A 25,185-nucleotide genomic window follows, 5' to 3' on the forward strand; every position below is an offset into this window, starting at 1 on the left:
TCGTACCGCAAGAAAAAATGAGGCCTGGACAATTTGCCAGCCTCATTTTTTGGTCTGCTATGAACATCGCTTTATTTTTTCTTCTTTTTCAGCTTCTCCATTTCCTGCGACACGACAAAAGCAAGGTCATCGTTTCCAAACATCGAAAGCACTCCGAGCACTGTGTCATCCGGCACTTCACCGGCTTCGTCCTTTGAAACAGTCAGATCGATTGCGCCGTTAAGCTCAGGGTTTTCGGCCTGATCCGGATACGCTTCAAGGTAAAGTGCTTTTGGATCAAGGTCGTGATTCACACACCACTGCGCAAAAACGAGGATCATCATTCGCTCTTCTTTTTGATAGTTTTGAATAATAAAGTCTTCCATTTCATTTCCCATCGTTGTGCTCCTTTGTTATTAGTCTCTTCAGTATAGCGAAAAGTGAGTTGAATTTCATGCAAGGTGTATGAGGGCTAAACCGTCAAGTTTCATTTGATATAGTGTAAGTACGATAATTTCAGTTAATGAATTGGAGAGGAGGAACGCTTATTAAGCCATTTTTATTTGCCGTCATTGCCGCATTTTCCATGATGCATTCGTGCGAAAATGGGGTGGAGACAAAAGCCAAAAGCAAGAAGGTAGATGATTTTTCTTTAGCCGTTAAAGTTGTTGAAAGCTCAGAAGGAAGAACGCTATCAGCTGACATTATGTATACAGGCGAGGAAGCGGGATCCATGATCATTCATAATAACGGCCTGTTTGATTTTACGGTAAAAACAGAAAATGGAGATGTAATTGATACGAAAAAGGCAGGGGAGGACGAAGTCGTTACGCGGCTGCGAAAAGATGAGGTGCTTACCTTCCAAAGCGGCTTTACCTTCCTGGATGATCTTGAGCCGGGATTGTATGAATTTACTGCCGAGGCTGATTTCCACAAAGGTGCCAAGGCACCGGAACAAACAGTCGAATTAACGAGAATGGTTTTGATTAGCGAATAATATTGTGGTTGCGATATAAACAAAAAAGTTTAGAAAAATCGATACACTATGTGCTGTTGTATGAGGAGAGCGGAGCGGAAGGTGGCGACTCCCTGCAGGAAATGACGGCAAGCTGAGCCTTTGAAGGGCATGGCCCTGAAAAGGCTCAGCTCCCTCCCTGCGGAAAGCGTCCTCCTAAAGCGAAGTGAGCCGGTCTAGGAGCCTGGGACACAAATTTGTGCCAGGCTTTTTCACTCTATCCGAACCTTCACCGATCTGATAGAGTTAAAAAAAATGGTTGAATAAGGATGAGGAAGATGCGGGACCGTTTAAACAAGTACAACACACTGCGAAATCAAATCTTAATTGTTTTTTTAGTCGTCATGACGATCGTGCTCTCCTTTGTCGGCATTATGACCTATCACTTTGGCGGAACGGTTATTAAAGATAATGCAGAAAGACAGCTTCAGCAGACGGCTGTTCAGGCATCCGGGAGAATGGATACGCTATATGAGCAGATCGATTTGCTGACCACACAGGTGGCGACCAATCCATCCATTCAGCAGCTATTAAACCGGCTTGCAAATGGAGAAACTGCCACGTTTCAGCAGCGCCAGTCCCTGCTTTCCATCGGCAATACGTTCCAGGCGTATTCAGACGGCATTCAATCCTTTGAGCTTTATTCTTCGCAAAATCAGCGGCTTTTCCCCTTAGATGACCTCAATTTATTTGATCGGGTGGACCGGAAGTGGGTGGAAAAAGCAGAGGAAGAAAAGGGCAGGCAGGTTTGGATCGGTCAGGATCCTGAATTTCCGGGCTCTCTCCTTGCGATCAGAAGAATCAGCTTGATCGACCGGAATTTTCAAAGCGGAGGATATCTTGTCATCAGGATTGATCCTTCCTACTTTCAATTCTCTGAAAATGGGGAATCGGCAGAATCGGAGGATTATAAGATTTTGCTCGGCAATGATAGGCAGGTCATTACGTCCAATTACCGCCTCAATGTCCTGCCGCTGCTTGAACAGCACGATCAAACAGTCGAAATGAACGGGGAGGAGTACATTCTCGTACAGGAACAGTCCAATGTAACGGGATGGACGGTCCTGATCGCAACACCGGTTCAGGCTTTAACCTCTGGTACATCGGTTCTGCGGACGATCATCTTTGGATCAGCTGCACTTGGATTTCTGATTTTCTTTGTGTCCTCGTACTTTTTTTCAACTATGATTACCAACCCGATTCAAAAGCTGACGAAAACCATGAAAAAAGCGAGAGAAGGAGAATTCCATACGATCACTCCAAGTTCTTCCACAAGTGAAATTAATGAGTTGAATCTTTCCTACAACCAGATGGTGGAGCACACGAATTATTTGATTCGCATGGTGTATGAAAAAGAGCTTATTCGAAATCAGGCCGAATTGAAAGCGCTTCAGGCGCAAATTAATCCGCATTTTTTATTTAATACATTAAATGCGCTTTACTGGCTGCTGGAGGAAAAAGAGGAAGAAGAACTGGCCGATCACGTGGTGGCGATGTCCGAGCTGTTCCGCTATACCATCAGCGGACCGAAGAAAGACGAATGGGTCACACTGAAAACCGAGCTGGATCATGTTGAGCGGTATATTCAGCTTATGAAAATGCGGTTTGGAGAAAAGCTTGATTGGAGCATCTTGCTTGAACCTCGTTATGAAAATGTGAAAATACCGAAACTGATCGTGCAGCCGATCGTTGAAAATGCTATTTTACATGGCATTGAAAGCAAGGCGGGGAAAGGTCATGTAAGAATTACTGTCCTACCGGCACCTGATTCAGACTTTCTAATTCTTACTGTCGAAGATGACGGGCCGGGTATGCCGGAAACCGCAGTGCAGGCAATTCGTGCCTCGATGGAAACAGAAGGAATATCTTCAGTGAAGGGAAATGGGGTTGCGGTGGCGAATGTTCATAAACGGCTAAAGCTTCATTTTGAAGGGCATGACATGAAAGGGCTTGAAATTCAAAGTGAAGTCGGAAGAGGGACAAAAGTGTCCTTCGAACTGCCACATCCATAGGAGTGAAAAAAATGAATCATATGAAAGTCATTTTGATCGTTGATGATGAGGAAACGACCCGAAAAGGATTGACCAAAACACTTGAGATCTGGTCGAACGGCAAGCATGAAGTAATCGCCGCTTCTACAGCGAAGGAAGCACTTGCGATCGTGGAAAAGAAGAAGATTCATATTCTGGTGACGGATATTTGTATGCCGGATTTAACAGGTCTTGAGCTTGTTAAAAAAATTCACAGTCTGAATCAGCGGCCAGTAACCTTAATTATTTCCGGACACTCTGAATTTCATTTTGCGCAGGAGGCGATTTCTCTCGGCGTTTTGAATTATTTAGTAAAGCCGGTTTCCAAAACAAAATTAATCGAAGCGGTGGAAGCGGCCTTTGAAAAAGAAGCCTCACAGGAAAGAGCGGGAATTTTAGAGAAATCAGCCGATCCGACCCTGGTTCATCTTTCGAGGGAGCAGGAAGGGGTCAAGCATCCTGTAAAAACAGCCTATCAGTTTATCGAGGAGCATATTCACCGGCAGATTTCGTTAAAAGAAGTGGCCGATCTGGTGCATTTAAATTCCAGTTATTTCAGTGTGCTGTTTAAAGAGCAGACAGGGTTGACCTTCAGTGAGTATATTACGAGAACCCGCCTGCAGCACGCTAAGCAGCTTTTAATGACGACTTCCATGCCCATTGCGGAAATTGCAGAGCAATCCGGCTATCAGACGGCAAAGTATTTTAACCGTCTTTTTAAGGAGTATGAAGGGATGACGCCGGGTGCCTACAGGAAATCAAAAAAATAACAGAAGATTCAATCTAATGATAGTGGAATTTTCCCCAATCATCGTTCCCTTACCCGCATAGGGCCAGGGTGCTAAACTGAAAGCAGTTCTTACAAACAAAGGGGGAAAACGTAAGATGAAAAAGAAAGCGCATACATTAGCAGCTGCAGGACTTGCCGCTTTAATGCTTGTTACAGCAGGTTGCTCATCGTCTAATGAAGCCAGTGGGGATGCTGGAGGAGACGGCGAAAAAACGATTAAATTTATGCATTTATGGCCTTCCGGAAGCTCGAAGCAGCACAATATGATTACCGCGGATATTATTGAGGAGTTTGAAAAAGAAAATCCGGGCATCACAATTGAAACCGAAGTGCTTGAGAATGAACAATATAAAAATAAAATAAAAGTGCTGTCTTCATCCAATGATCTGCCGGATGTAGGTGTTACCTGGGCAGCGGGTTATCTTGAACCTTTTGTCGAAGGAGAGCTCTTTGCTCCACTTGATGATGTGCTGAACGATGGACTGAAGGATTCATTTGTGGCCGGCACTACAGAAGCGTATGCCATGAATGATGAAACATACGGTCTTCCTTTAGAGTTGAACATTGCACCTATTTATTACAATAAAGCGATTTTTGAAGAATATGGACTGGAAGTGCCTGAAACGTATGAAGAGTTCCAGGAAATCGTAAAAACGCTTGAGGAAAACGGCGTAGCACCGATCGCTCTTGGAAATAAAGACCGCTGGACAGGTTCTCTATGGTATATGTATCTGGCGGATCGCATTGGCGGACCTGAAGTACTGACGCAGGCGATTAACCGTGAAGGAACGTTTGAAGATCCTGCTTTGACACAGGCTGCTGAAGAAATTCAGACACTTGTCGACAGCAATGCATTTAACAGAGGCTTCAACGGCCTATCAAATGACGAAGGAAAATCTGAATTTATGAATGGCAATGCTGCGATGTACATGATGGGTACATGGGAGCTGCCAAACTACACAACGAATGAAGATGTACCGCAGGAATTCCGCGACAGCATCGGCTTCTTTAAATTCCCTGAAGTAGAAGGCGGCAACGGAGACTTGAACAGCTGGGTCGGCGGACCGGGCGTTGGGTTATTCGTTTCTGAGAACTCAGAGGTCCAGGAAGAAGCAAAAGAATTTGTGAAATTCTTTGTGGAAAGCTGGGGAGAGCGTGCTGTAACAGAAGCGGGCGTCATTCCGGCAACAAAAGTGGATACAGAATCGGTTGAACTTCCTGAGCTGTATATTGATGTACTTGATGAGTTAGCGAACTCGAGCAATCTCACTCTCTTTGCAGATGTTCAAATGAATGCAACTGTTGCTGAAACGCATCTGAATTTAATTCAGTCTTTATTTGGCAAAGAAGTAACACCGGAAGATTTTACAAAGCAGCATGAGGAAGCTCTTTCAAGAGAATAACCGAATAGTCACTGCTGTGTATCACACCTCCGTCCTGTGTCTTCGCTGGCACAGGCGGCAGTGTGAAACCAAATGAAGGGGCTGTCGCGAAAACGAAAGACATATCCTTTTGAACTGATATGTCTTTTTATTTTGAAGAAAGAAAGGGATGGGGAAAAATGGACAAGGCGATGTCGAATCCTAAAGTTATTATGCTTTACACGCTTCCCGCTCTATTTCTGCTGCTCGCCTTAATCTATGTACCAATTGTACAAACCGGCTACTACGGGCTAATGAAATGGAACGGCATGGGCAGCAAGGAGTTTATCGGACTCGTAAACTATTCAAGACTCATTGAGGATCCGCTATTTTGGAGCTCTGCTTATCACTCGTTTTTACTGGCGCTGTTTTCTACATTGAGCCTTGTTGGCTACCTGCTCATTTCAGTTATTCTTGCCGGTAAAATTAAAGGGGCCAATACGCTGCGAAAGATTTACTTAATTCCGATGCTTTTGGCTTCTGTAGCTATTGCTCAGCTCTGGATGAAAATCTATCATCCTACGAACGGTATTTTAAACAATTTGCTGATGTCCATTGGCATTGAAGAACCCCCGATGTGGCTGGCAAATCCTGATTTAGTCCTGTTTGCGATTTTCATTCCAATTATCTGGCAGTATGCAGGTTTTTACATTTTGATTTATTATGCGGCACTGAAAAATATACCGGAGTCTCTCGTAGAATCTGCCCGAATTGACGGAGCGACAGCGTGGGATATTGCCTGGAAAATCAAAATTCCTTTAATTATGAATGTAATCAAAGTAACGATCGTGCTGGCGGTAGTCGGCTCGCTGAAATACTTTGATTTAATTTATATCATGACAAACGGCGGTCCAAATGGCGCGAGTGAAGTAATGGCTTCCTACATGTACGGCCAGGCCTTCCGCGGCTTTGATTTTGGCTATGCCAGTGCCATTGGCTTTTTCCTGCTTGTCATCTGCCTGGTCATCACCTGGCTGATTCGTAAAGTAACGGCAACAAAAGAAGAAATTCAATATTAAGGAGGCTGCTCTATGCGAAATGAACTTTTAGAAGAAGAAAAGCTTGATTCTGCCAGACCAGTCCAAAAGGAAAAAATGCCAGCTCAAAAGCCGGTAAAGGGTGCTTCAGCCGGTATCGGATATAAAATTGGTCTTGGATTTATTTATGTGCTGCTCGGCATCGTCGCAGTATTTCAGATCTTTCCTCTGATCTGGCTCTTTCTATTTTCTTTAAAAGATAATCAGGAAGTCTTTGAGCTTTCTCCTTTTGCTCTTCCAACTGACCCAAAATGGGAAAATTATGTCAAGGTGTGGACAGAGGGAAATATCAGCCAGTACTTTCTGAACTCAGTGGTCTATACGGCATCCTCTGTGATTTTAACGGTGCTGCTCGCGAGCATGGTGACGTTTGCCATTACGCGTATGAAATGGAAGTTAAATGGACTGGTGCTCGGGCTGTTTATGGTCGGATTAATGATTCCGATTCACTCCACTCTTATCCCGTTGTTCAGTACGTTTTCAAGCATTGGTCTGATCGACCATCCGCTTTCCATTATTTTAACGTACACAGCATTCAACCTGCCGATCACCATTATGATTTTATTCGGGTTTTATCAGGTGCTTCCACGGGAAGTTGAGGAAGCTGCAATTATGGACGGCGCTTCCATTCACCGAATTTTCTTTCAAGTAACTCTTCCCATGACGGCACCGGTTATGGCGACCGCTGCCATCATTAATATGATTTACAACTGGAATGAATTTGTGTTTGTGAATACGTTCATCAGTTCAGAAAACTTTAAAACCTTAACGGTAGGCATTCAAAACTTTATCGGACAGTATACTACAGACTGGGGAGCAATCGGCGCCACGCTGATGATCAGCATCCTTCCGATTCTTCTTGCCTTCCTGTTTTTAAGCAACCGGATTGTGGAAGGGATCTCCGCAAGTTCTGTTAAAGGGTAAAGCACGGCCATTACACACTAGAAAGGAAGAGAGAAATGACAGCAGAAAAGATGGATGGGTTGTACAAACTTTGTGAATGGGTTATGCGGCTCGCTTATCTGAACATCCTGTGGCTCGTTTTCTCTCTTTTGGGCTTTGTTGCGGCAGGAATTTTCCCGGCGTCCATTGCGGCCTTTACTATAATGCGGCAGTGGTTTCTAGGGAAAACAGGTTTTCCCGTTTTTCAAACCTTCTGGCATACCTACAAAAATGAATGGATGAAGGCAAATAAGCTCGGAGCATCCGTGATGGCGGCACTTTTATTGCTGTATCTTGATTTCCGCTTTTTAGTGTCGCTTGATGGTGAATGGCAGATGGCAGTGTCTGTCCTGTTTTTTCTTTTTGCTTTAATCGCTTCGGGAACAGCTTTATTCCTGTTTCCTGTGTATGTCCATTATGATCTTAGTGTAATGCGAGTGCTCTTTCACGCATTTATCCTCTTCTTGTCTTATCCACTGCATTCCATTTTAATGGGGGCTGGGGTTTTGTCCTTTATCATAGTCTTCACCATCATTCCATCCCTTCTGCCGTTTTTTGGTTTTGTGGCGGTCGCCTCCTGTATGCTCGGCGGAGGACTTCACTGTTTCAGCCAGGTAGTAAATAAAAGGGCAAAAATTGAAATTTGATGGAATATAAGAAGGAATTCCCTCTTTAAAACTCGAAATAAACAGAAGGACAGTCACGGCATTGTCGGCTAGAAAAAGAATCCATCAATTACATTACGTCTAAGCAGATACCTTCAAAGGAGTGAGCAGATGAATTATCGTCAGCTGGGAAATACAGACATCCGCGTGAGCGAAGTAAGCTTTGGCACTTGGGCGATCGGCGGTTCATGGGGAACCAATAACGATGCAGAATCGCTTAAAGCGCTTCGCTATGCCATAGACAGAGGCGTCAATTTTTTTGACACGGCTGATGTTTATGGCGACGGCCACAGTGAAGAACTACTCGCTGAAGCCACCAGAGGTTTGAGAGACAGAGTGTATATTGCGACAAAATTTTGCCGCCAGGGGGATATTCATGACCCTGAAACCTATTCAAAAGAGCGGGTCCGCGAATATTGCGAAGCCAGCTTAAAAAGGTTGGAGCGGGAGTTTATTGATTTATATCAAATTCACTGTCCCCCGATCGAAATTATAAAAGAAGGCAGTGTTTTTGCCGTATTGGATGACCTTCAAAAAGAAGGGAAAATTAAGCACTACGGTGTCAGTGTTGAAACAGTAGAAGAAGGGCTTCTTTGCCTGGAGCATTCCAATGTGAAATCGCTGCAGGTCATTTTTAATGTATTCCGCCAGAAGCCATTGGAAGAACTTTTCGACCAGGCGAAGCAGCGGGGAGTCGGAATTATCGTAAGACTTCCTTTGGCAAGCGGCTTGCTGACCAATAAATTTTCACTTGATCATCAGTTTGAAGAAGATGATCACCGCAGCTTTAATGAGAACGGCGAGTCCTTTAATGTAGGAGAAACGTTCGCAGGTCTTGGCTTTAAAAAAGGTGTTCAGCTTGCCGAGCAGCTTGAATGGATCGCTGAAGGAAGAGGGAATATGGCAAGAGCGGCCCTACGGTGGATTTTGGATCAACCGGAAGTAACCTGTGTCATCCCAGGCTTTAAAAACCAGCAGCAGGTAGAAGAAAATCTGCAGGCTATTGAAACCCCTTCCTTTTCTCAGGATGAGCTGAGAACGCTGAACGATTTTTATCATGAGCATGTAAAAGAACATATTCGGGGAGCTTATTAAAAGATCCCGCTTCCATTTTAAAGCCCGATCACTGCCTTGTGATCGGGTTTTTGCTCGCCTTTTTTTCCAATTAACCCTTTATTCTGACATAATCCGCTAAGAACCCCAATAGTTTTTACAAAAAATTATTAAAAGTTTTACGCTTAAGCAGGATAAAACAGGGGTAGAGGAGAAATAGATAGTATAGCTTTGATTAAAGGAGGAGTTTACATGTTGAACTATAATATCCGAGGCGAAAATATCGAGGTAACTCCAGCAATCCGCGAATATGTGGAAAAGAAAATTGATAAGCTAGAACGTTATTTTAATGATACGCCGGATGCAAATGTCCACGTTAATTTAAAAGTTTACAATGATAAACAAACGAAGGTTGAAGTGACGATTCCAATGCCGCGTTTAACGCTGCGGGCTGAAGAGCGCCACGAGGAAATGTATGCAGCGATTGACTTGATTCTTGATAAGCTGGAACGTCAAATCCGCAAGCACAAAACAAAAGTTAACCGCAAATTCCGTGAAAAGGGCAATGAGCCGGAATTCTTCGCTGTCAGCGTTGATCCTGAAAACGGAATTGAAAATTTAGATGCTCAATATGAGGACAATGATGACGAACAGGACATGGATATTGTCCGCACAAAAACCTTTAATTTGAAACCAATGGACAGTGAAGAAGCTGTTCTTCAAATGAATATGCTCGGCCACAGCTTTTACGTGTACACAGATGCTGATTCTAACGGAACAAACATTGTGTACAAGCGTAAGGACGGTAAATACGGTTTGATTGAAACAGAAGCTTAAGAAGCAACAAAAAAAGCGCCTCTCCTAAATGGGAGGGGCGTTTTTTTGTTTCATCGCATCTCCGTGGTACAATAGTGCTTAATCAAGAAAAAAGGAAGTGCCACTATGCAGGAAGTTGGAAGAAATGAACCTTGTCCTTGCGGCAGCGGGAAGAAATACAAAAAATGCTGCGCAAGCAAGAAGGTCGTATCGATTCAAACCCTTCTCGTCACAGAAGGAATGGATCTGCAGCTGAAATTTTTAAATGAAAAGATGGCTCCTATGCAGGGGGACTATAAAGAGGATTTAACCTATATTCTGGACCATGTCACCCCTTCCTTTGAGGAAAAGCAATTTTTAACGGTGTACTCCACATTTATGTTTGGATTGCGTCCGTATAATGACCAGACGCATTGGTCGCATTTTGTCGACGAACAGCTGGAAGTACAGGATCGGCCGCGAATGAAGGAAATCATGCCGGAATGGCACGACCCAATACCGGTGCTGGCTGAAGTAATCGAGATGGATGAAGACAGCCGGGAAATGGTCATGAAGGATGTGATCAACGATGATCAGTATACGGTGATTCTGCCTGAATTTCACTCATGGGCAGAGATTGACTATGTATTTGCCGTCCTGCTCCCGCTCGAGGATAAATGGGTGCCGTATGGCTTTATGTTCCCGTCCATCTATTCAAAAGAGGAACGCAGCCGCGTGATTGAACATATATCTATGCTTGATATTGAAGGCGATGACCGTTCCCTGTGGCTTAAAACTCCAATGCTCGTTGAGTTGATTAATGCTATGGTAGAGAGGACGCAGAATGAAGAAGCTGCACTTGAACAGGACTGGATGACTCAAATGACGTCTGAGGTGGAAAAGTCCAACCAGCAGGAAGCGCTTCAGTCATTGAAGCAATACTGGGATGACCGTGCAAACGAGGATCTGTCTTTATTTGCCTGCCATATTGCAGCAAGCTTTTTCTCCGAAAAGGGAGATAAAGTCCGAAAACCTGAAACCTATTTAGCGGCCATCTCTTATCTAATGGCCCAGCATGCCACCGAAACGCCTCTTACACAAAAAGAAGCAGGCGAAGCTTTTACTGTTTCGGCTTCAAGCGTTTCATCCACTGTGAGAAAAATTGAAGACTGGTTTATGACTGAGCTTGAAAAGCTTCAGGAGCAATCGGTTTAACGCGGGAGACGGCAAATTCGAACGCCCTGATGAAATGTGTCATTTCATCAGGGCGTTCTTTTTTGGAATTTTGACTGAAATTTTATGAAGATAGAATTTTCACAACATTTCCCTTATACTAAAAGATGAGGTTTTTCGCAAGACGAAATAGTACATAAGTGGTACAAAAAAGGGTAAAAGGAACAGGAGTGAAAAGCATTGACAACAGATTACTTATATCATCCGTTTGCTTCTCAGAGGCAGACTGTATTTGCTAAGAGGGGAATGGTGGCAACTTCACAGCCGCTCGCAGCACAAGCAGGACTGGAAATTTTACAAAAAGGCGGCAATGCCATTGATGCGGCAATCGCGACCGCTGCAGCTCTAACAGTTGTGGAGCCGACATCAAACGGCATTGGCGGGGACGCTTTTGCTCTTGTCTGGACAAAGGACAAGCTTCATGGACTAAACGCCAGTGGACCTGCTCCTCAAAAGCTGACGATAGATGAAATGAAGAAACGCGGGCATGAAAAAATGCCGGTATTTGGCGTTGAGCCTGTGACTGTTCCAGGTGCTCCGGCTGCATGGGCTGAGTTATCCGAAAAATTTGGACGCCTGCCGTTTGAAGAGGTGCTGGCTCCTTCCATCCGTTTAGCAGAAGAGGGCTACCCCCTGTCGCCGGTTCTCGGGAAATACTGGAATGCAGCGGCTCAAAAATTTAAGGAATTATTTACAGATGAAGTCCATCAAGGGTGGTTTGATACATTTGCGCCGGAGGGCAGAGCGCCGCAAATTGGCGAGGTCTGGTCCTCTAAAGCACATGCTGCTACACTGTCTTCTATAGCCAAAACAAAGGCTGAAAGTTTTTATAATGGAGAACTTGCTCAAAAAATAGATGAATTTATGAAAGAACACGGCGGCTTCCTGACGAAGGAGGATTTAGCAGCCTTCAAGCCTGAGTGGGTGGATCCTGTGTCCGTAAACTACCGTGGATACGATGTGTGGGAGATTCCTCCGAATGGCCAGGGGATGATTGCCTTAATGGCGTTAAATATTGCACAGGGCTTTGAATTTACAGAGTTTCAAAATGTGGAAACCTATCATAAGCAGATGGAAGCCATGAAACTCGCATTTACAGATGGCAAGGCGTTTATTTCAGAGCCTGGGGATATGCCCGTTTCAATTGAAGAGCTGCTGTCGAGCGAATATGCAGAAAAACGCCGGGAGGCCATTGGTGAAAAAGCCATGATGCCGGAACCCATGGAATTGCCAAAAGGCGGGACTGTGTATTTAGCTGCAGCGGATGACGAAGGAAACATGATTTCATATATTCAAAGTAATTATATGGGCTTTGGGTCCGGTGCAGTCGTTCCGGGAACGGGCATTGCGCTGCAAAATCGCGGGCATGATTTTAGCTTAGACCCTGAGCATCCGAACGCTCTTAGGCCGGGAAAACGGACCTATCATACGATCATTCCCGGTTTTTTAACAAAAGACGGGCAGGCAGTTGGACCATTTGGCGTCATGGGCGGCTATATGCAGCCGCAGGGACATTTTCAGGTGATCGCAAATACGGTGGATTTTCATTTAAATCCGCAAGCGGCACTTGATGCCCCGCGCTGGCAGTGGACAAGCGGAAAAACCATACAGGTTGAGCAGTCCTTCCCGGCACACCTTGTTCAGGCGCTTCAGCGAAAAGGACACACCATTCAAATTATGAATGACGGCGGACCCTTTGGACGCGGTCAGATTATTTGGCGTGATCCTGAAACGGGCGTCCTGCGTGGTGGAACCGAATCACGGACAGACGGGCATATCGCTGCCTGGTAAACTTGTAATGGAATACGGAGTTGACTTACTTGAAGAAAAATAATAATCAAGCCGATTTATTTATGGCTTTTTTCAGAGCCGGGATCTTTGGATTTGGCGGAGGTCCTGCTTCGATTACACTTGTCCATAAAGAGGTGGTCAAGACCTATAAGTGGATGAATGATGAAGAGTTTTCTGATGTGCTGGCGCTTGGAAATGCAATGCCCGGACCGATTGCCACTAAAATGGCCGGCTATATCGGCTACAGAGTCGGAGGAATAGCTGGACTTTTAAACGCGATTGCAGCGACCATTATCCCGACGGTTGCCGCGATGATCCTCCTGTTGACAACCCTAAATGCCTATAGAGATGTAGGGTGGGTGAACGGCATGTCGCAAGCTGTTATTCCTGTGGTAGGGGTCATGCTCGGCGTTCTGACCTGGGATTTTATAAAAAAGTCCTCCTCTGCACTTGGATGGCTCATCACCGGCGTTTTACTCGCTGCCAGTCTTTTGCTGCTGGAGTCGTTGGGGGTTCATCCTGCCATTTTAATCGCCTCCATTTTAGCTTATGCACTGCTGTTTGGGCACAAAGGGAAAGCACGCCGCAAAAGGCGGGGTGAGAGCTCATGATTTACTGGGAAATCTTTTTGGCTTTTTTTATCCCCGGGATTTTAGGGTATGGTGGAGGACCGGCTTCTATTCCGTTAGTAGAAAATGAAGTCGTGAACCGATATGAATGGATGACCACCCAGGAGTTTAGCGAAGTGCTTGCATTGGGTAATTCATTACCAGGGCCGATTGCGACCAAAATGGCTGGATATATCGGCTATGCTGAAGGCGGATGGCTTGGAGCCGGAGTGGCGCTTTTTGCGACGGTTGCCCCTTCCCTCATTTTAATGGTGGCACTGCTGAGTCTTTTGCTGAAATACAAGGACTCACCTCGTGTAAAAATGATGTCCAGCCTCGTCCGCCCAACCATTGCTGTGCTCCTTGGAGTCATGACATGGGGATTTTTTGCTGATTCTATAAAGGCATCCGGCGGAATTCAAACAGCCGTGCTGGCGATTATCAGTTTTATTTTAATGGAAAAAATGAAAGTGCATCCCGCCTTGGTGATTGCAGGCGCGCTTCTTTACGGCGCTGTCTTTTTAGGCGGTTGATGATGTGTGGAGCAGTGCTTTAGCGCATAAAAGGGGCCTGGCCCCTTTTATGCACTAAAGTGCATAAAAAAGGAGTGATGGAGATGACGTATTCGATCGTGGGTTTTGATCCAGTGGAGAGAGAATGGGGCGTGGCGACACAGTCCAAGTTCCTGGGGGTTGGGGCCGTTGTGCCTTATGCGGTTGCAGGAGTAGGTGCAGTGGCGACGCAGGCATATGCGAATACTACATACGGGCCTGAAGGCATTGCGTATATGATGAACGGTAAAAGTGCAGAAGAAACATTAAAGCTGATGACTGAAGAAGATGATGACAAGGATTATCGTCAGGTGGGGATTGTGGACGCCAGCGGCAATGCTGCCACATTTACCGGACGAAATTGCTATGACTGGTCAGGGGGAATTTCAGGCAAAAACTTTGCTGCTCAAGGAAATATTTTAGTTCCAGGCACAGTTGAAGCAATGGCCAGGTCTTTTGAATCCTCTGAAGGGTCTTTGGCAGAACGTCTTTTAGAAGCCCTTGCAGCAGGACAAGCTGCAGGTGGAGATTCTCGGGGGCAGCAGTCAGCAGCTCTTTTAGTCGTAAAGGAAAAAGGCGGATATGGAGGCTACAATGATCGTTTCATCGACATTCGTGTCGACGACCATGTCACACCGGTAGACGAACTTTACCGCATTTTCAAGCTCCACCAGCTCTATTTTGCTCCTTCTAATAAAGACAATATCGTACCAATTGAAGGCGATATTGAAACGAAGCTAGAATACCAGCTTGTCCGGCTTGGCTACAAAAAAGAAGACCTTACCCTGTCACAAGCACTAAAAAATTACCTGAACAACGAAAACTTTGAAATGCGTAAACAGGAATCAGGCTATATCGACCTGGATGTCCTGCATTATATGGAACAGTCCTGATCTCAAATGAGGCTTGGACAAATCTCAAAAGAATGTAAAGAATGAAGAAATTTTTATGGATAGTAAGAGGAGAGCGTCCGCGTGAAGCGGAGCGAACCGGTCGAGCTTGAGACACTTTTGTCTCAAGCTCGTTTTTTTTGGCTCGACCATCACTCCCTGTCTCATCCCCCATCTTGTACTGCTCCCGTCAAAATGGTAAGATAGATAGGTATATTTACGATTTTTTCTCATAATTCCAACCCATTTTATAAATGAATGAGTATATGATGTAAATTCGGCCGTCTTTCTCTTTGAACGGGAAGAGAAACGGTCAGAAACTGCCTATATAAAGGAGCGGTACCATGCTTGGAATTTTAAACAAGGTGTTTGATGGAACAAAGCGTGACGTGAAGAAGTTTGAAAAAGTAGCGGATCAGGTGGAAGCACTTCAATCTCAAATGGAGCAGCTTTCTGATGCCGATTTACGAAATAAAACTGAGGAATTTAAATCCCGTCATGAAAAGGGAGAATCACTTGAAGATCTGATGACCGAAGCATTTGCTGTCATACGTGAGTCGGCCAGGCGTGTATTGGGGCTTCATCCTTACCGCGTCCAGATCCTTGGTGGTGTGGCTCTTCATGAAGGTAATATAGCTGAGATGAAAACAGGGGAAGGTAAAACACTGACTTCTACAATGCCTGTTTATTTAAATGCAATCTCTGGCAAAGGCGTTCATGTTGTGACTGTTAATGAATACCTTGCTGCTCGTGATGCTGAGGAAATGGGCCAGCTGTACAATTTCTTAGGCCTGTCAGTAGGCTTAAACCTAAATAGCTTGACGAAGGATGAAAAGCGGGAAGCGTATCTTGCAGATATTACGTACAGCACCAACAATGAGCTCGGCTTCGACTATCTTCGTGACAATATGGTGCTTTACAAAGAGCAGATGGTTCAGCGCCCGCTTAATTTCGCCGTCATTGATGAAGTCGATTCCATCTTAATTGATGAAGCGCGTACACCGCTTATTATTTCAGGACAGGCGCAGAAGTCTACTCAGTTGTATATTCAGACCAACGCTTTTGTCCGCAATCTTCGACTGGATGAGGATTACACGTACGATGAAAAAACAAAAGGTGTTCAGCTGACAGAAGACGGGATTAACAAGGCTGAAAGTGCCTTCCGAATCGATAACCTTTTTGATATTACCCATGTAACATTGAACCACCATATTACGCAGTCCTTAAAAGCGCACGTCAGCATGAAAGCTGATTTTGACTACGTGGTGCAGGAAGGCGACGTCGTCATTGTAGACCAGTTTACCGGCCGTTTAATGAAGGGCCGCCGTTACAGCGACGGGCTTCATCAGGCTATTGAAGCAAAGGAAGGTCTCGAAATTCAAAACGAATCAATGACGATGGCCTCTATTACCTTCCAGAACTTTTTCCGTATGTACAAAAAGCTGTCGGGTATGACGGGTACAGCAAAAACAGAGGAAGAGGAATTCCGCAACATTTACAATATGCGTGTTATTTCGATTCCAACGAACCGGGAAATTATCCGGGACGATCGTGCTGATTTAATATTTGCTTCAACTAAAGGCAAATACATGGCGGCAGTGGAAGATATCGCTGAGCGTCATCAGAAGGGACAGCCGGTCTTAGTCGGAACGGTGGCGATCGAAACGTCTGAAATAATTTCTGCTCAGCTGAAATTAAAAGGCATCCCGCATAATGTTCTGAACGCAAAAAATCACGGTGGTGAAGCACAAATCATCGCAGATGCCGGTAAACGCGGCGCCGTGACCATTGCAACAAATATGGCCGGACGTGGTACAGATATCAAGCTTGGCGAGGGTGTAACAGAAGTAGGCGGACTTGCTGTAATTGGTACAGAGCGTCATGAATCACGACGGATTGATAATCAGCTTCGAGGCCGTGCAGGACGTCAGGGAGATCCTGGTGTGACGCAATTTTATCTTTCCATGGAAGATGAACTGATGCGCCGCTTTGGCTCTGATAATATGAAGAGCATGATGGCTCGTCTTGGAATGGATGATACGCAGCCAATTCAAAGTAAAATGGTGACGCGGGCGGTTGAATCGGCTCAGAAACGTGTAGAAGGAAATAACTTTGATGCACGTAAACAGCTCCTTCAATACGATGATGTACTTCGCCAGCAGCGTGAAGTCATTTACAAAGATCGCTATGAGGTATTAGATTCCGAAAATCTGCGTACGATTATAGAGAAGATGCTTGAAAGCACTGTGTATAATGCGGTTGATCAATACGCTCCTGCTGCTGAAGAACAGAGCGAATGGGATCTTAAAGGTCTCGAAAACTTTATTTTTGCCAACCTTTTACCTGAAGGGGAGCTTGTTGAAAGCGATATGACCGGCAAATCAAATGACGAGCTGAAATCACTGCTTCTTGATAAAGTGACCGAGCGCTATAATGCAAGAGAAATAGAACTTGGCGACCGGATGCGCGAATTTGAAAAAGTCATCCTTCTGCGCTCAATTGATACGAAATGGATTGACCATATCGATGCGATGGACCAGCTGCGTCAAGGGATTCATCTACGGGCATACGGTCAGATTGACCCTCTTCGTGAATATCAAAATGAAGGCTTTGCTATGTTCGAAACGATGCAGGCTTCAATAAATGAAGAGGTATCCAAACACATTATGAAAGCCGAAATCCGCAACAACCTTGAGCGTCAGGAAGTAGCAAAAGGACAGGCGGTTAATCCAAAAGAAGACAGTGATGCAAAAAAGAAAGCCCAGCCGGTCCGAAAAACAAATCCGGTAGGCCGCAATGAGCTATGTCCATGCGGCAGCGGCAAGAAATTTAAAAACTGTCATGGCGTTACGCAATAAGACTTTTTATGACTGACCCGCCGCTTTCGACGGGTCAGCTTTCTTTTGACAAATGGTATAGGATTCTTTAATACAAAAATAAAACATAAGGTGGACCTTAATTATGGAAATGTTTGAAGTAAAAGCAGAGTTAGAGAGAACAGCTAAGGTATTAGCGGACTTCAGGGGGTCTCTTTGACTTAGATAACAAAGAAGCTCAAATTGCAGAGATTGATGAGAGAATGGTGGAACCGACTTTTTGGGATGATCAGCAAAAAGCGCAATCCGTTATTAATGAATTGAACGCCTTAAAAGAGACAGTCCATGGCTACAGAGACCTTCTTGACACACAGGAAAACCTTGAGCTGACCCATGAACTGCTGAAAGAAGAGCCGGACGCTGAACTTGAAAAAGACATGGTAGCTGAAATGAAGGCATACATGAAGTCACTGGATGAATTTGAACTTCAGCTTTTATTGAGTGAGCCATATGATAAAAACAACGCTATTTTAGAACTGCATCCTGGAGCAGGCGGCACTGAATCTCAGGACTGGGGCTCTATGCTGCTACGCATGTATACACGCTGGGGAGAAAAGCAGGGCTTTAAAGTGGAAACAATGGATTATCTCCCTGGAGACGAAGCGGGGATAAAAAGCGTCACACTGCTTTTCAAAGGCCATAATGCATATGGGTATCTAAAAGCTGAAAAAGGCGTTCACCGTCTTGTGCGAATTTCGCCGTTCGATTCATCTGGACGCCGCCATACTTCCTTTGTTTCCTGCGACATCATGCCGGAATTTAACGATGAAATTGAAATTGAAATTCGCACCGAAGATTTGAAAATTGATACGTACCGTGCAAGCGGTGCAGGCGGTCAACATATTAATACGACTGATTCCGCTGTCCGTATTACTCACCTTCCGACCAATACGGTCGTCTCGTGTCAAAACGAACGCTCTCAAATCAAAAACCGTGAGCACGCCATGAAAATGCTGAAATCAAAATTGTACCAGCTGCGAATCGAAGAACAGGAACAAAAGCTTGCAGATATCCGCGGTGAGCAAAAAGAAATCGGCTGGGGAAGCCAGATCCGTTCGTATGTTTTCCATCCTTATTCCATGGTAAAGGATCACCGGACAAGTGCCGAGTCGGGCAATGTTCAAGGTGTGATGGATGGGGAGTTGGATGTGTTTATTAATGCTTATTTGCGTTCCAGACTATAAGGGGCAGACCGCTGAGAAACGCTCGCATTCTTCGTTGCTCATCCTGATCCAGATGCTCATTGCCGGTAAAGGCAACTCCGCTCTGTCTCAGGATTCGCGCCTCGACTGACAAGCGTTTTGGGCTATTCTGCGTCGTTTGCATCCTGGTCGTTACTAATGCATGTGATTTTCTTTAATAGGCGGGGCAGACCGCTGAGAACCGCTCGCATTCTTCGTTGCTCATCCTGATCCCAGATGCTCATTGCCGGTTAAGGCAACTCCGCTCTGTGTCGAGATTCGCGCATCGAATGACAAGCGTTTTGGGCTAGTCTGCGTCGTTTGCATCCTGGTTACTACTGATGAATTTTATCATTGTTAATAATCGGGGCAGACCGCTGAGAAATGCTCGCATTCTTCGTTGCTCATCCCGCCCCAGATGCTCATTGCCGCCTAAGGCAACTCCGCTCTGTGTCGAGATTCGCGCCTCGACTGACAAGCGTTTTGGGCTATTCTGCGTCGTTTGCCTCCTGGTTTCTACTTGTGAATTTTATCATTGTTAATAATCGGCGCAGACCGCTGGCAAACGCTCGCATTCTTCGTTGCTCATCCTGATCCAGATGCTCATTGCCGCCTAAGGCAACTCCGCTCTGTGTCGAGATTCGCTCCTTGAATGACAAGCGTTTTGTGGGCTAGACTGCCTGGCTTGCATCGCGCTTACAGCTGATGCATTTTAATAACTTGGGAGGTTCAGCATCGTCCCTGCAAAAAGCGTCAGTCTGAAGCGCAGCGAACCGGTTAAAAGTGATGCTAATACGCTGCCTATAGTGGACGAAAAGCCAGCATGACAACAGTAATTTATATTTTCCCTTGGAAGTGAATACCGAGTTTCTTCTATTATATGACCTTTTATAAATTGAGAGAATTCTCACTTTATAAAGGGTTATTTATTTGGTATTGGTACAGGCTTTAGTGCTTCACCACACTGCCGCTCTATTCGAATGTTATTCACATACGTGTTGGTTCATGCTATACTCTCAAACGGTGAAAAGCAAAGTTTGAAGAGAAAGGTTGCATAACGATGAAAAAAAGAAATAGAAAAAATAAACCAAGATCGACTAAAATAGATACCATTTTGGATTATCTCTATATAATCGCAGGTTCTATTTTTGTAGCGATTGCATTTAATGTGTTTTTACTGCCTAATGAAGTGGCTTCAGGCGGTGTGAGCGGAATCAGTACAATTTTGAATGGAGTGTTTGACTGGAGGCCTTCTTTTGTTCAACTGGCATTTAATATTCCTCTATTTATAGCGGGTCTCGTCTTTCTTGGCTTTCAGTTTGGCCTGAAAACAGCTGTAGGTTCATTTTTCCTCCCATTTGCTGTATTTTTAACGGAGTCCTGGGAGCCCTGGACAGAAGAACCGCTGCTTGGTGCTTTGTTCGGAGGAATCGGAGTTGGAATGGGTCTTGGAGTGGTTTTCAGGGGCAAAGCTTCTACCGGAGGAACTGATTTAGCGGCTCAAATCATTCATAAATATTCAGGATTTGGTTTAGGAACCTGTGTAGCAATGATTGATGGTTTAATTGTTCTTTCAGCGGCAGTAGTTTTTGATATCGAACGTGGCCTGTATGCTTTAATCGGCTTATATGTAACGAGTAAAACAATCGATCTGGTGCAAATTGGCTTCGGCCGTTCAAAAATGCTTTACATTATTACAAACAAACAGGAAGAAATCAGTCAGGCTATTTTTGAAGAAGTGGACCGTGGTGTAACTAAATTATCTGCACAGGGCGGATATACAGATCATGAAAGGCCGATTTTAATGTGCGTAATTGATCAAACTGAATTCTCAAAGTTGAAAAATGTGATCCGTAAAATTGATCCTAATGCTTTTGTTATTGTCAGTGACGCAGCAGAAGTGCTTGGCGAAGGGTTTAAGCGGGCGTAAATGCTATACTAATAATAGAAGAGAGATTTACAATTTAAAAATGAGGTGCACGAATGAAAAAGTTAGTTTTAAGTTTTGTAATGGGATCTGCTGTTTTTCTTGCAGCATGCGGCGGCGATTCTGATAGCTCCGGTTCTTCGGCGGAAGAAATGGACCCGGCAGAGCTTTACATGGGCAAATGCTCCAGCTGCCACGGAGGAAACCTGGAAGGATCCAGCGCCCCGGACATTTCAAGCGTAGGAGCAAGCAAATCCTATGATGAAATTCTCGATGTTATTCTTGAGGGACAAGGTATGATGCCTGGTGGAATGCTTGAAGGGGAACGTGCGGAAGAAGTCGCAAAATGGCTTTCTGAGAAAAAATAAGCTGGTAAATAAAACAATCTTTTTTCTAAATTGGAAAAAGATTGTTTTTTTGTTGCAGAGAAGAAACATAAATGTAATATAAAAAACGTTAACAAACAGGTTTAAAATCGTTATACTACTCTTGTAGCGAAAAATCGAGTGTATCCTCCGTATTTTGACATTGGCTCAATTCTCCTATCCGTAATTAAATTTACTAGGTAAATAGCCTGCCAACTTACACCTCTGTGAAAACAGCAAGATCCAAATCTAAAGATTAGGTGAGTATACATATGATTCAAATGAAACAGGTTTATAAGAAGTATTCCAACGGGATCATGGCTGCGAACGGCTTTGATGTAAACATTCAGCAAGGTGAATTTGTATATGTCGTTGGACCTAGTGGTGCTGGTAAAACAACTTTCATTAAAATGATGTACCGGGAAGAAAAGCCTACTAAAGGAACAATTTTAATAAATGATGTCGACATTGCGACATTAAAAGCTAAGCGTGTTCCCTACTTGCGTCGAAACATCGGTGTAGTCTTCCAGGATTTTAAACTGCTAAACCAGCTGACCGTTTATGAAAATATTGTTTTTGCTTTAGAAGTCATAGAAGAACATCCTAAAACAATTAAAAAGAGAGCGATGGAAGTCCTTGACCTGGTAGGGTTGAAGCATAAAGCCAGAATGATGCCCGATGAGCTTTCCGGAGGAGAACAACAGCGAATATCAATTGCACGCTCAATTGCAAATCAGCCAAAAATTATGATTGCAGATGAGCCGACTGGTAATCTAGATCCGGAAACGTCATGGGAGATTATGAATCTTTTTGAAGAAATTAATGCAAGAGGCACGACCATCATCATGGCTACTCATAACCGTGAAATTGTCAACACGATTCGTCACCGGGTTATTGCGATCGAAAATGGTTTGATCGTTCGTGACGAGCAGCGAGGGGAGTATGGTTATGAAGGCTAGAACAATTTCAAGACATTTCAGGGAAAGCTTTAAAAGCCTCATCCGAAATGGCTGGATGACATTCGCATCCGTCAGTGCCGTCACCGTTACGCTATTACTTGTTGGAGTATTCACAGCCTTAATGCTAAATATGAATAAAGCTGCAACTGATATTGAAAACGACGTTGAAATGAACGTTTATATAGAGATTGATGCTGATGAAGTATCTGTGAGCGCGCTTGAAGATCAAATAACGGAGCTCTCAGGTGTTGAATCTGTTACCTACTCGTCAAAAGAAGAAGAATTATCCAGCTTAATAGACAGCTTTGGCGATGAAATGGCTTTATTTGAACAAAACAACCCGCTTCGGGATAAATTCATTGTTAAAGCAACTGACCCCCGGCAGACAGAACGGCTGGCGAGTCAAATTACCACCATTGAAAATATAGCAGCTGTCGAATATGGGGAGGACAAAATCGATCAGCTTTTTGAAACACTTGAAATCAGCCGTAACGTTGGAGCGGTTCTGATATTCGGTCTGCTGTTTACAGCAATGTTCTTAATATCCAACACCATCAAAATTACGATTGTAGCAAGAAGAAGAGAAATAGAGATTATGAAACTTGTAGGGGCTTCAAATTGGTTTGTAAGATTTCCCTTCCTGCTTGAAGGAATCTGGCTTGGAATCATCGGCGCCATCCTCCCGATCGCAGTCGTTTCAGTCCTTTACTATAATGTGTATGAATTCATGGAGCCACGGTTGGAAAATTCATTTATCCAGATACTAGAGTTTACACCATTTATCTATCAAATAAACGCTCTTATTCTATTAATGGGTGTAGTCATTGGCATGTGGGGAAGCTTTATGTCTGTCCGAAAGTTTTTAAAAGTTTAAGAGCAAATATAAAAATAGAGGGTAAAGTTGGAGGGAGAACATATTGTGAAAAAGTCATTTCTAAGCTTGTCAATTACAGCAGCACTTATAGCGGGAAGTATTCCGGCATTTGGCGGAACAGCTTCTGCAGAATCAATGGATGATTTAAAAAATAAGCAAAATGATATTCAGCAGGAAAGAGAAGAAGTAGGCGGGGAAATTTCTTCTAAAAATAAAAACATAGAAAAAGTAATCTCGAAGCAAGAAGAAATTACTGCACAGATAAAAGAACTGGATGCTGAAATTTCAGAAACCAATAATGCGATTGAAAAGGTCAGCAGTGAAATCGAGGATACAAACGCTCATATTGAAGAGCTTCGCGAAGAAATTGAAGTATTAAAGAAAAAAATTGCTGAGCGTACAGCATTGCTGGAAGAGCGTGCACGTGCAATTCAAATCAGCGGCGGCGATGTAAGCTATATGGATGTTCTTCTTGGAGCAGAGAGCTTCAGTGATTTCATTGACCGGTTCTCAGCAGTTAATACATTAGTAGATGCTGACCGTCAAATTATGGAAGAACAACGCAGTGATCAGGAAGCACTAGAGAAAAAAGAAGCAGAAGTAAAAGATGAGCTTGCTTCACTTGAAAGTAAAAAAGCAGAGTTGGACGGGCTGAAATCAAGTCTTTCTGCTCAAAAAGAAGATAAAAAAGGACTCGTGGCTGAACTAGAAGCACAGCAGGCAAGTCTTGAAAAAGAAAAATCAAACCTTGAAGATAAAGACAGCGAATTAAAAGAGCTTGAATCAGAAGTTGCTGACAGCATTGTAGCTGAACAAGAGCGTTTAGCAGAACTTGCACGCCAGAAAGAATTAGAGCGTCAGGCAGAAGAAAAACGCCAGCGTGAAGCGGCAGCGGCTGAAGCAGCTGCTGAAGAAAAAGCAGCAGCAGAACGGGCAGCAGCAGAGGCAGCAGCTCAGGAAGAAGCATCTGCTTCTCAAACAAGCACAGCACCATCTCAATCTTCACAATCAACACCAGCATCGACGCCAGCACCTGCTGCTAAGCCTGCTCCAAAGCCTGCAACAAGTGCAGGAGCATGGACAACACCAGCATTTGGACGTACTACATCTGAATTCGGATACGATATCCTTAACGGAAAACCTCGTATTCATTACGGAATCGATGTTGCAGCTCCACAAGGCACTTCCATTGTATCTGCAGCGAGCGGATATGTGGTAAAAGCAAGCAGCGGTGAAAACGGCGGTTATGGACAAATGGTTATTGTTACTCATAGCATCAATGGCAAAACGTTCACAACTGTTTACGCTCACTTAAGCAGTATTGGGGTATCAAACGGACAATATCTTGAAAAAGGCCAGTATATTGGAGGCATGGGGAACACAGGTTATTCATTCGGTTCTCACCTTCACTTCGAACTTCACGAAGGCAGCTGGAATGCATCTAAATCAAATGCAGTAAATCCACGTAAATATATCTCATTCTAATCATGTAAAAGACCGCCAAATTTGGCGGTCTTTTGTTTTATAGATTTATACGACCATTTCTCATCCGATAAGTAGTTAAGCCTGTTAATGACCTGTGATGTGATTATTTAAATTTTAAATGGAGAAATGTACGCTATTAAACTACCCTCCGTATACCGGCCTCAACTGTCTGCGAGAAAAGATTGGCGAATAGAGAGTAATTTATGTAGGTAATTATGAACTATTCTTTTCTTTACCACTGCCGATCACATTAGTTTTTATCAGAATAAAGTTTAAGAATGCCATAAGCACGAACCCTAAAAACAACCCAACGATATAACCAGCATTCAGAGTATCGGTGATGATCTGGCCAATTGTTAATACAATGACCATAATCCCGGCAAACATTGTAAGCCTCCATCTAGGATACATTTAATCTCATCCTCCTCATATTTCCTCAGCTCAATACTCTACTTTTATCGCACTCAGTTAGTAGGTTATTCTCTAATTATTATAAATTTAAACAAAATATAAAAACTTTTACTACAACCAACATTTTTTTAGTAAATAGGAGTCACACCTTACTCTTCGCACTCCCTTTTTTCAGTTTTGTCCCAGCCTCTTTTTCTTTTTAGATACATTAACCTTTGACCTTTTAAAGAGAAATACTGTTGACTGCGAACCTATGCTTAATTCTTACCAAAGACCCTTAACGCCGCTCTGGAATAAAATTTTCCCG

General features: G+C 44.0%; 23 protein-coding genes. 21 read left to right on the forward strand and 2 right to left on the reverse strand.

The features are described 5' to 3' along the window. Positions 1–71: 71 nt before the first annotated feature. Positions 72–377, reverse strand: a complete 306-nt coding sequence (locus tag ACQCT8_RS02355) for a hypothetical protein (protein ID WP_426868088.1) — start codon at positions 375–377, stop codon at positions 72–74. Positions 378–502: 125 nt separating this feature from the next. On the opposite strand from ACQCT8_RS02355, the gene ACQCT8_RS02360 reads away from it, so the two are divergent. The 21 genes from ACQCT8_RS02360 (at position 503) to ACQCT8_RS02460 (ending at position 24,467) form a co-directional block, all read left to right on the forward strand. After that, positions 503–976, forward strand: a complete 474-nt coding sequence (locus ACQCT8_RS02360) for a hypothetical protein (protein WP_426868090.1) — start codon at positions 503–505, stop codon at positions 974–976. 296 nt (positions 977–1,272) lie between these two features. Next, positions 1,273–3,006 carry a cache domain-containing sensor histidine kinase gene (locus ACQCT8_RS02365; RefSeq protein ID WP_426868092.1) on the forward strand — a complete coding sequence of 578 codons (1,734 nt, stop codon included), beginning with the start codon at positions 1,273–1,275 and terminating at the stop codon, positions 3,004–3,006. A gap of 11 nt (positions 3,007–3,017) precedes the next feature. Further along, complete coding sequence (locus tag ACQCT8_RS02370; protein WP_426868094.1) at positions 3,018–3,794, forward strand: response regulator transcription factor; 777 nt, start codon at positions 3,018–3,020, stop codon at positions 3,792–3,794. Positions 3,795–3,909: 115 nt separating this feature from the next. Continuing rightward, on the forward strand, positions 3,910–5,217 hold the full coding sequence (locus ACQCT8_RS02375; protein WP_426868096.1) for an extracellular solute-binding protein: 1,308 nt from the start codon (positions 3,910–3,912) through the stop codon (positions 5,215–5,217). Positions 5,218–5,375: 158 nt separating this feature from the next. Further along, positions 5,376–6,254, forward strand: coding sequence for a carbohydrate ABC transporter permease (locus tag ACQCT8_RS02380; RefSeq protein ID WP_278240312.1), 879 nt, complete (start codon positions 5,376–5,378; stop codon positions 6,252–6,254). A gap of 75 nt (positions 6,255–6,329) precedes the next feature. Then, positions 6,330–7,196, forward strand: a complete 867-nt coding sequence (locus tag ACQCT8_RS02385) for a carbohydrate ABC transporter permease (protein WP_426868307.1) — start codon at positions 6,330–6,332, stop codon at positions 7,194–7,196. A gap of 35 nt (positions 7,197–7,231) precedes the next feature. Then, complete coding sequence (locus ACQCT8_RS02390) at positions 7,232–7,861, forward strand: YesL family protein (RefSeq protein ID WP_426868099.1); 630 nt, start codon at positions 7,232–7,234, stop codon at positions 7,859–7,861. A 129-nt stretch (positions 7,862–7,990) separates the two neighbouring features. Next, positions 7,991–8,974 (forward strand): aldo/keto reductase, encoded by a 984-nt coding sequence (locus ACQCT8_RS02395; protein WP_426868101.1) that lies wholly within the window; start codon positions 7,991–7,993, stop codon positions 8,972–8,974. Between the two features lie 210 nt (positions 8,975–9,184). Continuing rightward, on the forward strand, positions 9,185–9,769 hold the full coding sequence (gene hpf, locus ACQCT8_RS02400) for a ribosome hibernation-promoting factor, HPF/YfiA family (RefSeq protein WP_426868103.1): 585 nt from the start codon (positions 9,185–9,187) through the stop codon (positions 9,767–9,769). Between the two features lie 105 nt (positions 9,770–9,874). After that, on the forward strand, positions 9,875–10,942 hold the full coding sequence (locus ACQCT8_RS02405) for a YecA family protein (RefSeq protein WP_426868105.1): 1,068 nt from the start codon (positions 9,875–9,877) through the stop codon (positions 10,940–10,942). Between the two features lie 264 nt (positions 10,943–11,206). Beyond that, the gene (gene ggt / locus ACQCT8_RS02410) at positions 11,207–12,751 is read left to right on the forward strand and encodes a gamma-glutamyltransferase (protein ID WP_426868309.1); all 1,545 of its coding nucleotides are present in this window, start codon (positions 11,207–11,209) and stop codon (positions 12,749–12,751) included. A gap of 62 nt (positions 12,752–12,813) precedes the next feature. Further along, positions 12,814–13,362, forward strand: a complete 549-nt coding sequence (locus tag ACQCT8_RS02415; protein WP_426868311.1) for a chromate transporter — start codon at positions 12,814–12,816, stop codon at positions 13,360–13,362. Next, on the forward strand, positions 13,359–13,892 hold the full coding sequence (locus tag ACQCT8_RS02420) for a chromate transporter (RefSeq protein ID WP_426868107.1): 534 nt from the start codon (positions 13,359–13,361) through the stop codon (positions 13,890–13,892). The genes ACQCT8_RS02415 and ACQCT8_RS02420 overlap by 4 nt, the downstream gene beginning before the upstream one ends. An 83-nt stretch (positions 13,893–13,975) precedes the next feature. After that, entirely contained in the window at positions 13,976–14,803 is an 828-nt protein-coding gene (locus ACQCT8_RS02425; protein WP_426868109.1) for a DUF1028 domain-containing protein, read from the forward strand. Between the two features lie 341 nt (positions 14,804–15,144). Further along, positions 15,145–17,658 (forward strand): preprotein translocase subunit SecA, encoded by a 2,514-nt coding sequence (gene secA, locus ACQCT8_RS02430; protein ID WP_426868111.1) that lies wholly within the window; start codon positions 15,145–15,147, stop codon positions 17,656–17,658. 103 nt (positions 17,659–17,761) lie between these two features. Then, a protein-coding gene (gene prfB / locus ACQCT8_RS02435; RefSeq protein WP_426868113.1) for a peptide chain release factor 2 occupies positions 17,762–18,860 on the forward strand; the annotation gives its coding sequence in 2 pieces (ribosomal slippage) (positions 17,762–17,833 and positions 17,835–18,860; 1,098 coding nt in all). A gap of 1,057 nt (positions 18,861–19,917) precedes the next feature. Then, positions 19,918–20,787, forward strand: a complete 870-nt coding sequence (locus tag ACQCT8_RS02440) for a YitT family protein (protein WP_426868115.1) — start codon at positions 19,918–19,920, stop codon at positions 20,785–20,787. Positions 20,788–20,840: 53 nt separating this feature from the next. After that, on the forward strand, positions 20,841–21,152 hold the full coding sequence (locus ACQCT8_RS02445; RefSeq protein WP_426868117.1) for a c-type cytochrome: 312 nt from the start codon (positions 20,841–20,843) through the stop codon (positions 21,150–21,152). A gap of 269 nt (positions 21,153–21,421) precedes the next feature. Then, positions 21,422–22,108 (forward strand): cell division ATP-binding protein FtsE, encoded by a 687-nt coding sequence (gene ftsE, locus ACQCT8_RS02450; protein ID WP_426868118.1) that lies wholly within the window; start codon positions 21,422–21,424, stop codon positions 22,106–22,108. Beyond that, positions 22,098–22,982 (forward strand): permease-like cell division protein FtsX, encoded by an 885-nt coding sequence (gene ftsX, locus ACQCT8_RS02455; protein WP_426868121.1) that lies wholly within the window; start codon positions 22,098–22,100, stop codon positions 22,980–22,982. The genes ftsE and ftsX overlap by 11 nt, the downstream gene beginning before the upstream one ends. A 45-nt stretch (positions 22,983–23,027) precedes the next feature. Next, the gene (locus ACQCT8_RS02460) at positions 23,028–24,467 is read left to right on the forward strand and encodes a murein hydrolase activator EnvC family protein (RefSeq protein ID WP_426868123.1); all 1,440 of its coding nucleotides are present in this window, start codon (positions 23,028–23,030) and stop codon (positions 24,465–24,467) included. Between the two features lie 213 nt (positions 24,468–24,680). Here the strand turns inward: ACQCT8_RS02460 and ACQCT8_RS02465 are convergent, their stop codons facing one another. Further along, positions 24,681–24,878: a hypothetical protein gene (locus ACQCT8_RS02465; RefSeq protein ID WP_426868125.1), complete on the reverse strand. Its 198-nt coding sequence runs from the start codon at positions 24,876–24,878 to the stop codon at positions 24,681–24,683. Positions 24,879–25,185: the final 307 nt, after the last annotated feature.

Origin of the sequence: Jeotgalibacillus proteolyticus, from assembly GCF_050107735.1 — a bacterium.
Classification (GTDB): Bacteria; Bacillota; Bacilli; order Bacillales; family Jeotgalibacillaceae; genus Jeotgalibacillus; species Jeotgalibacillus proteolyticus_A.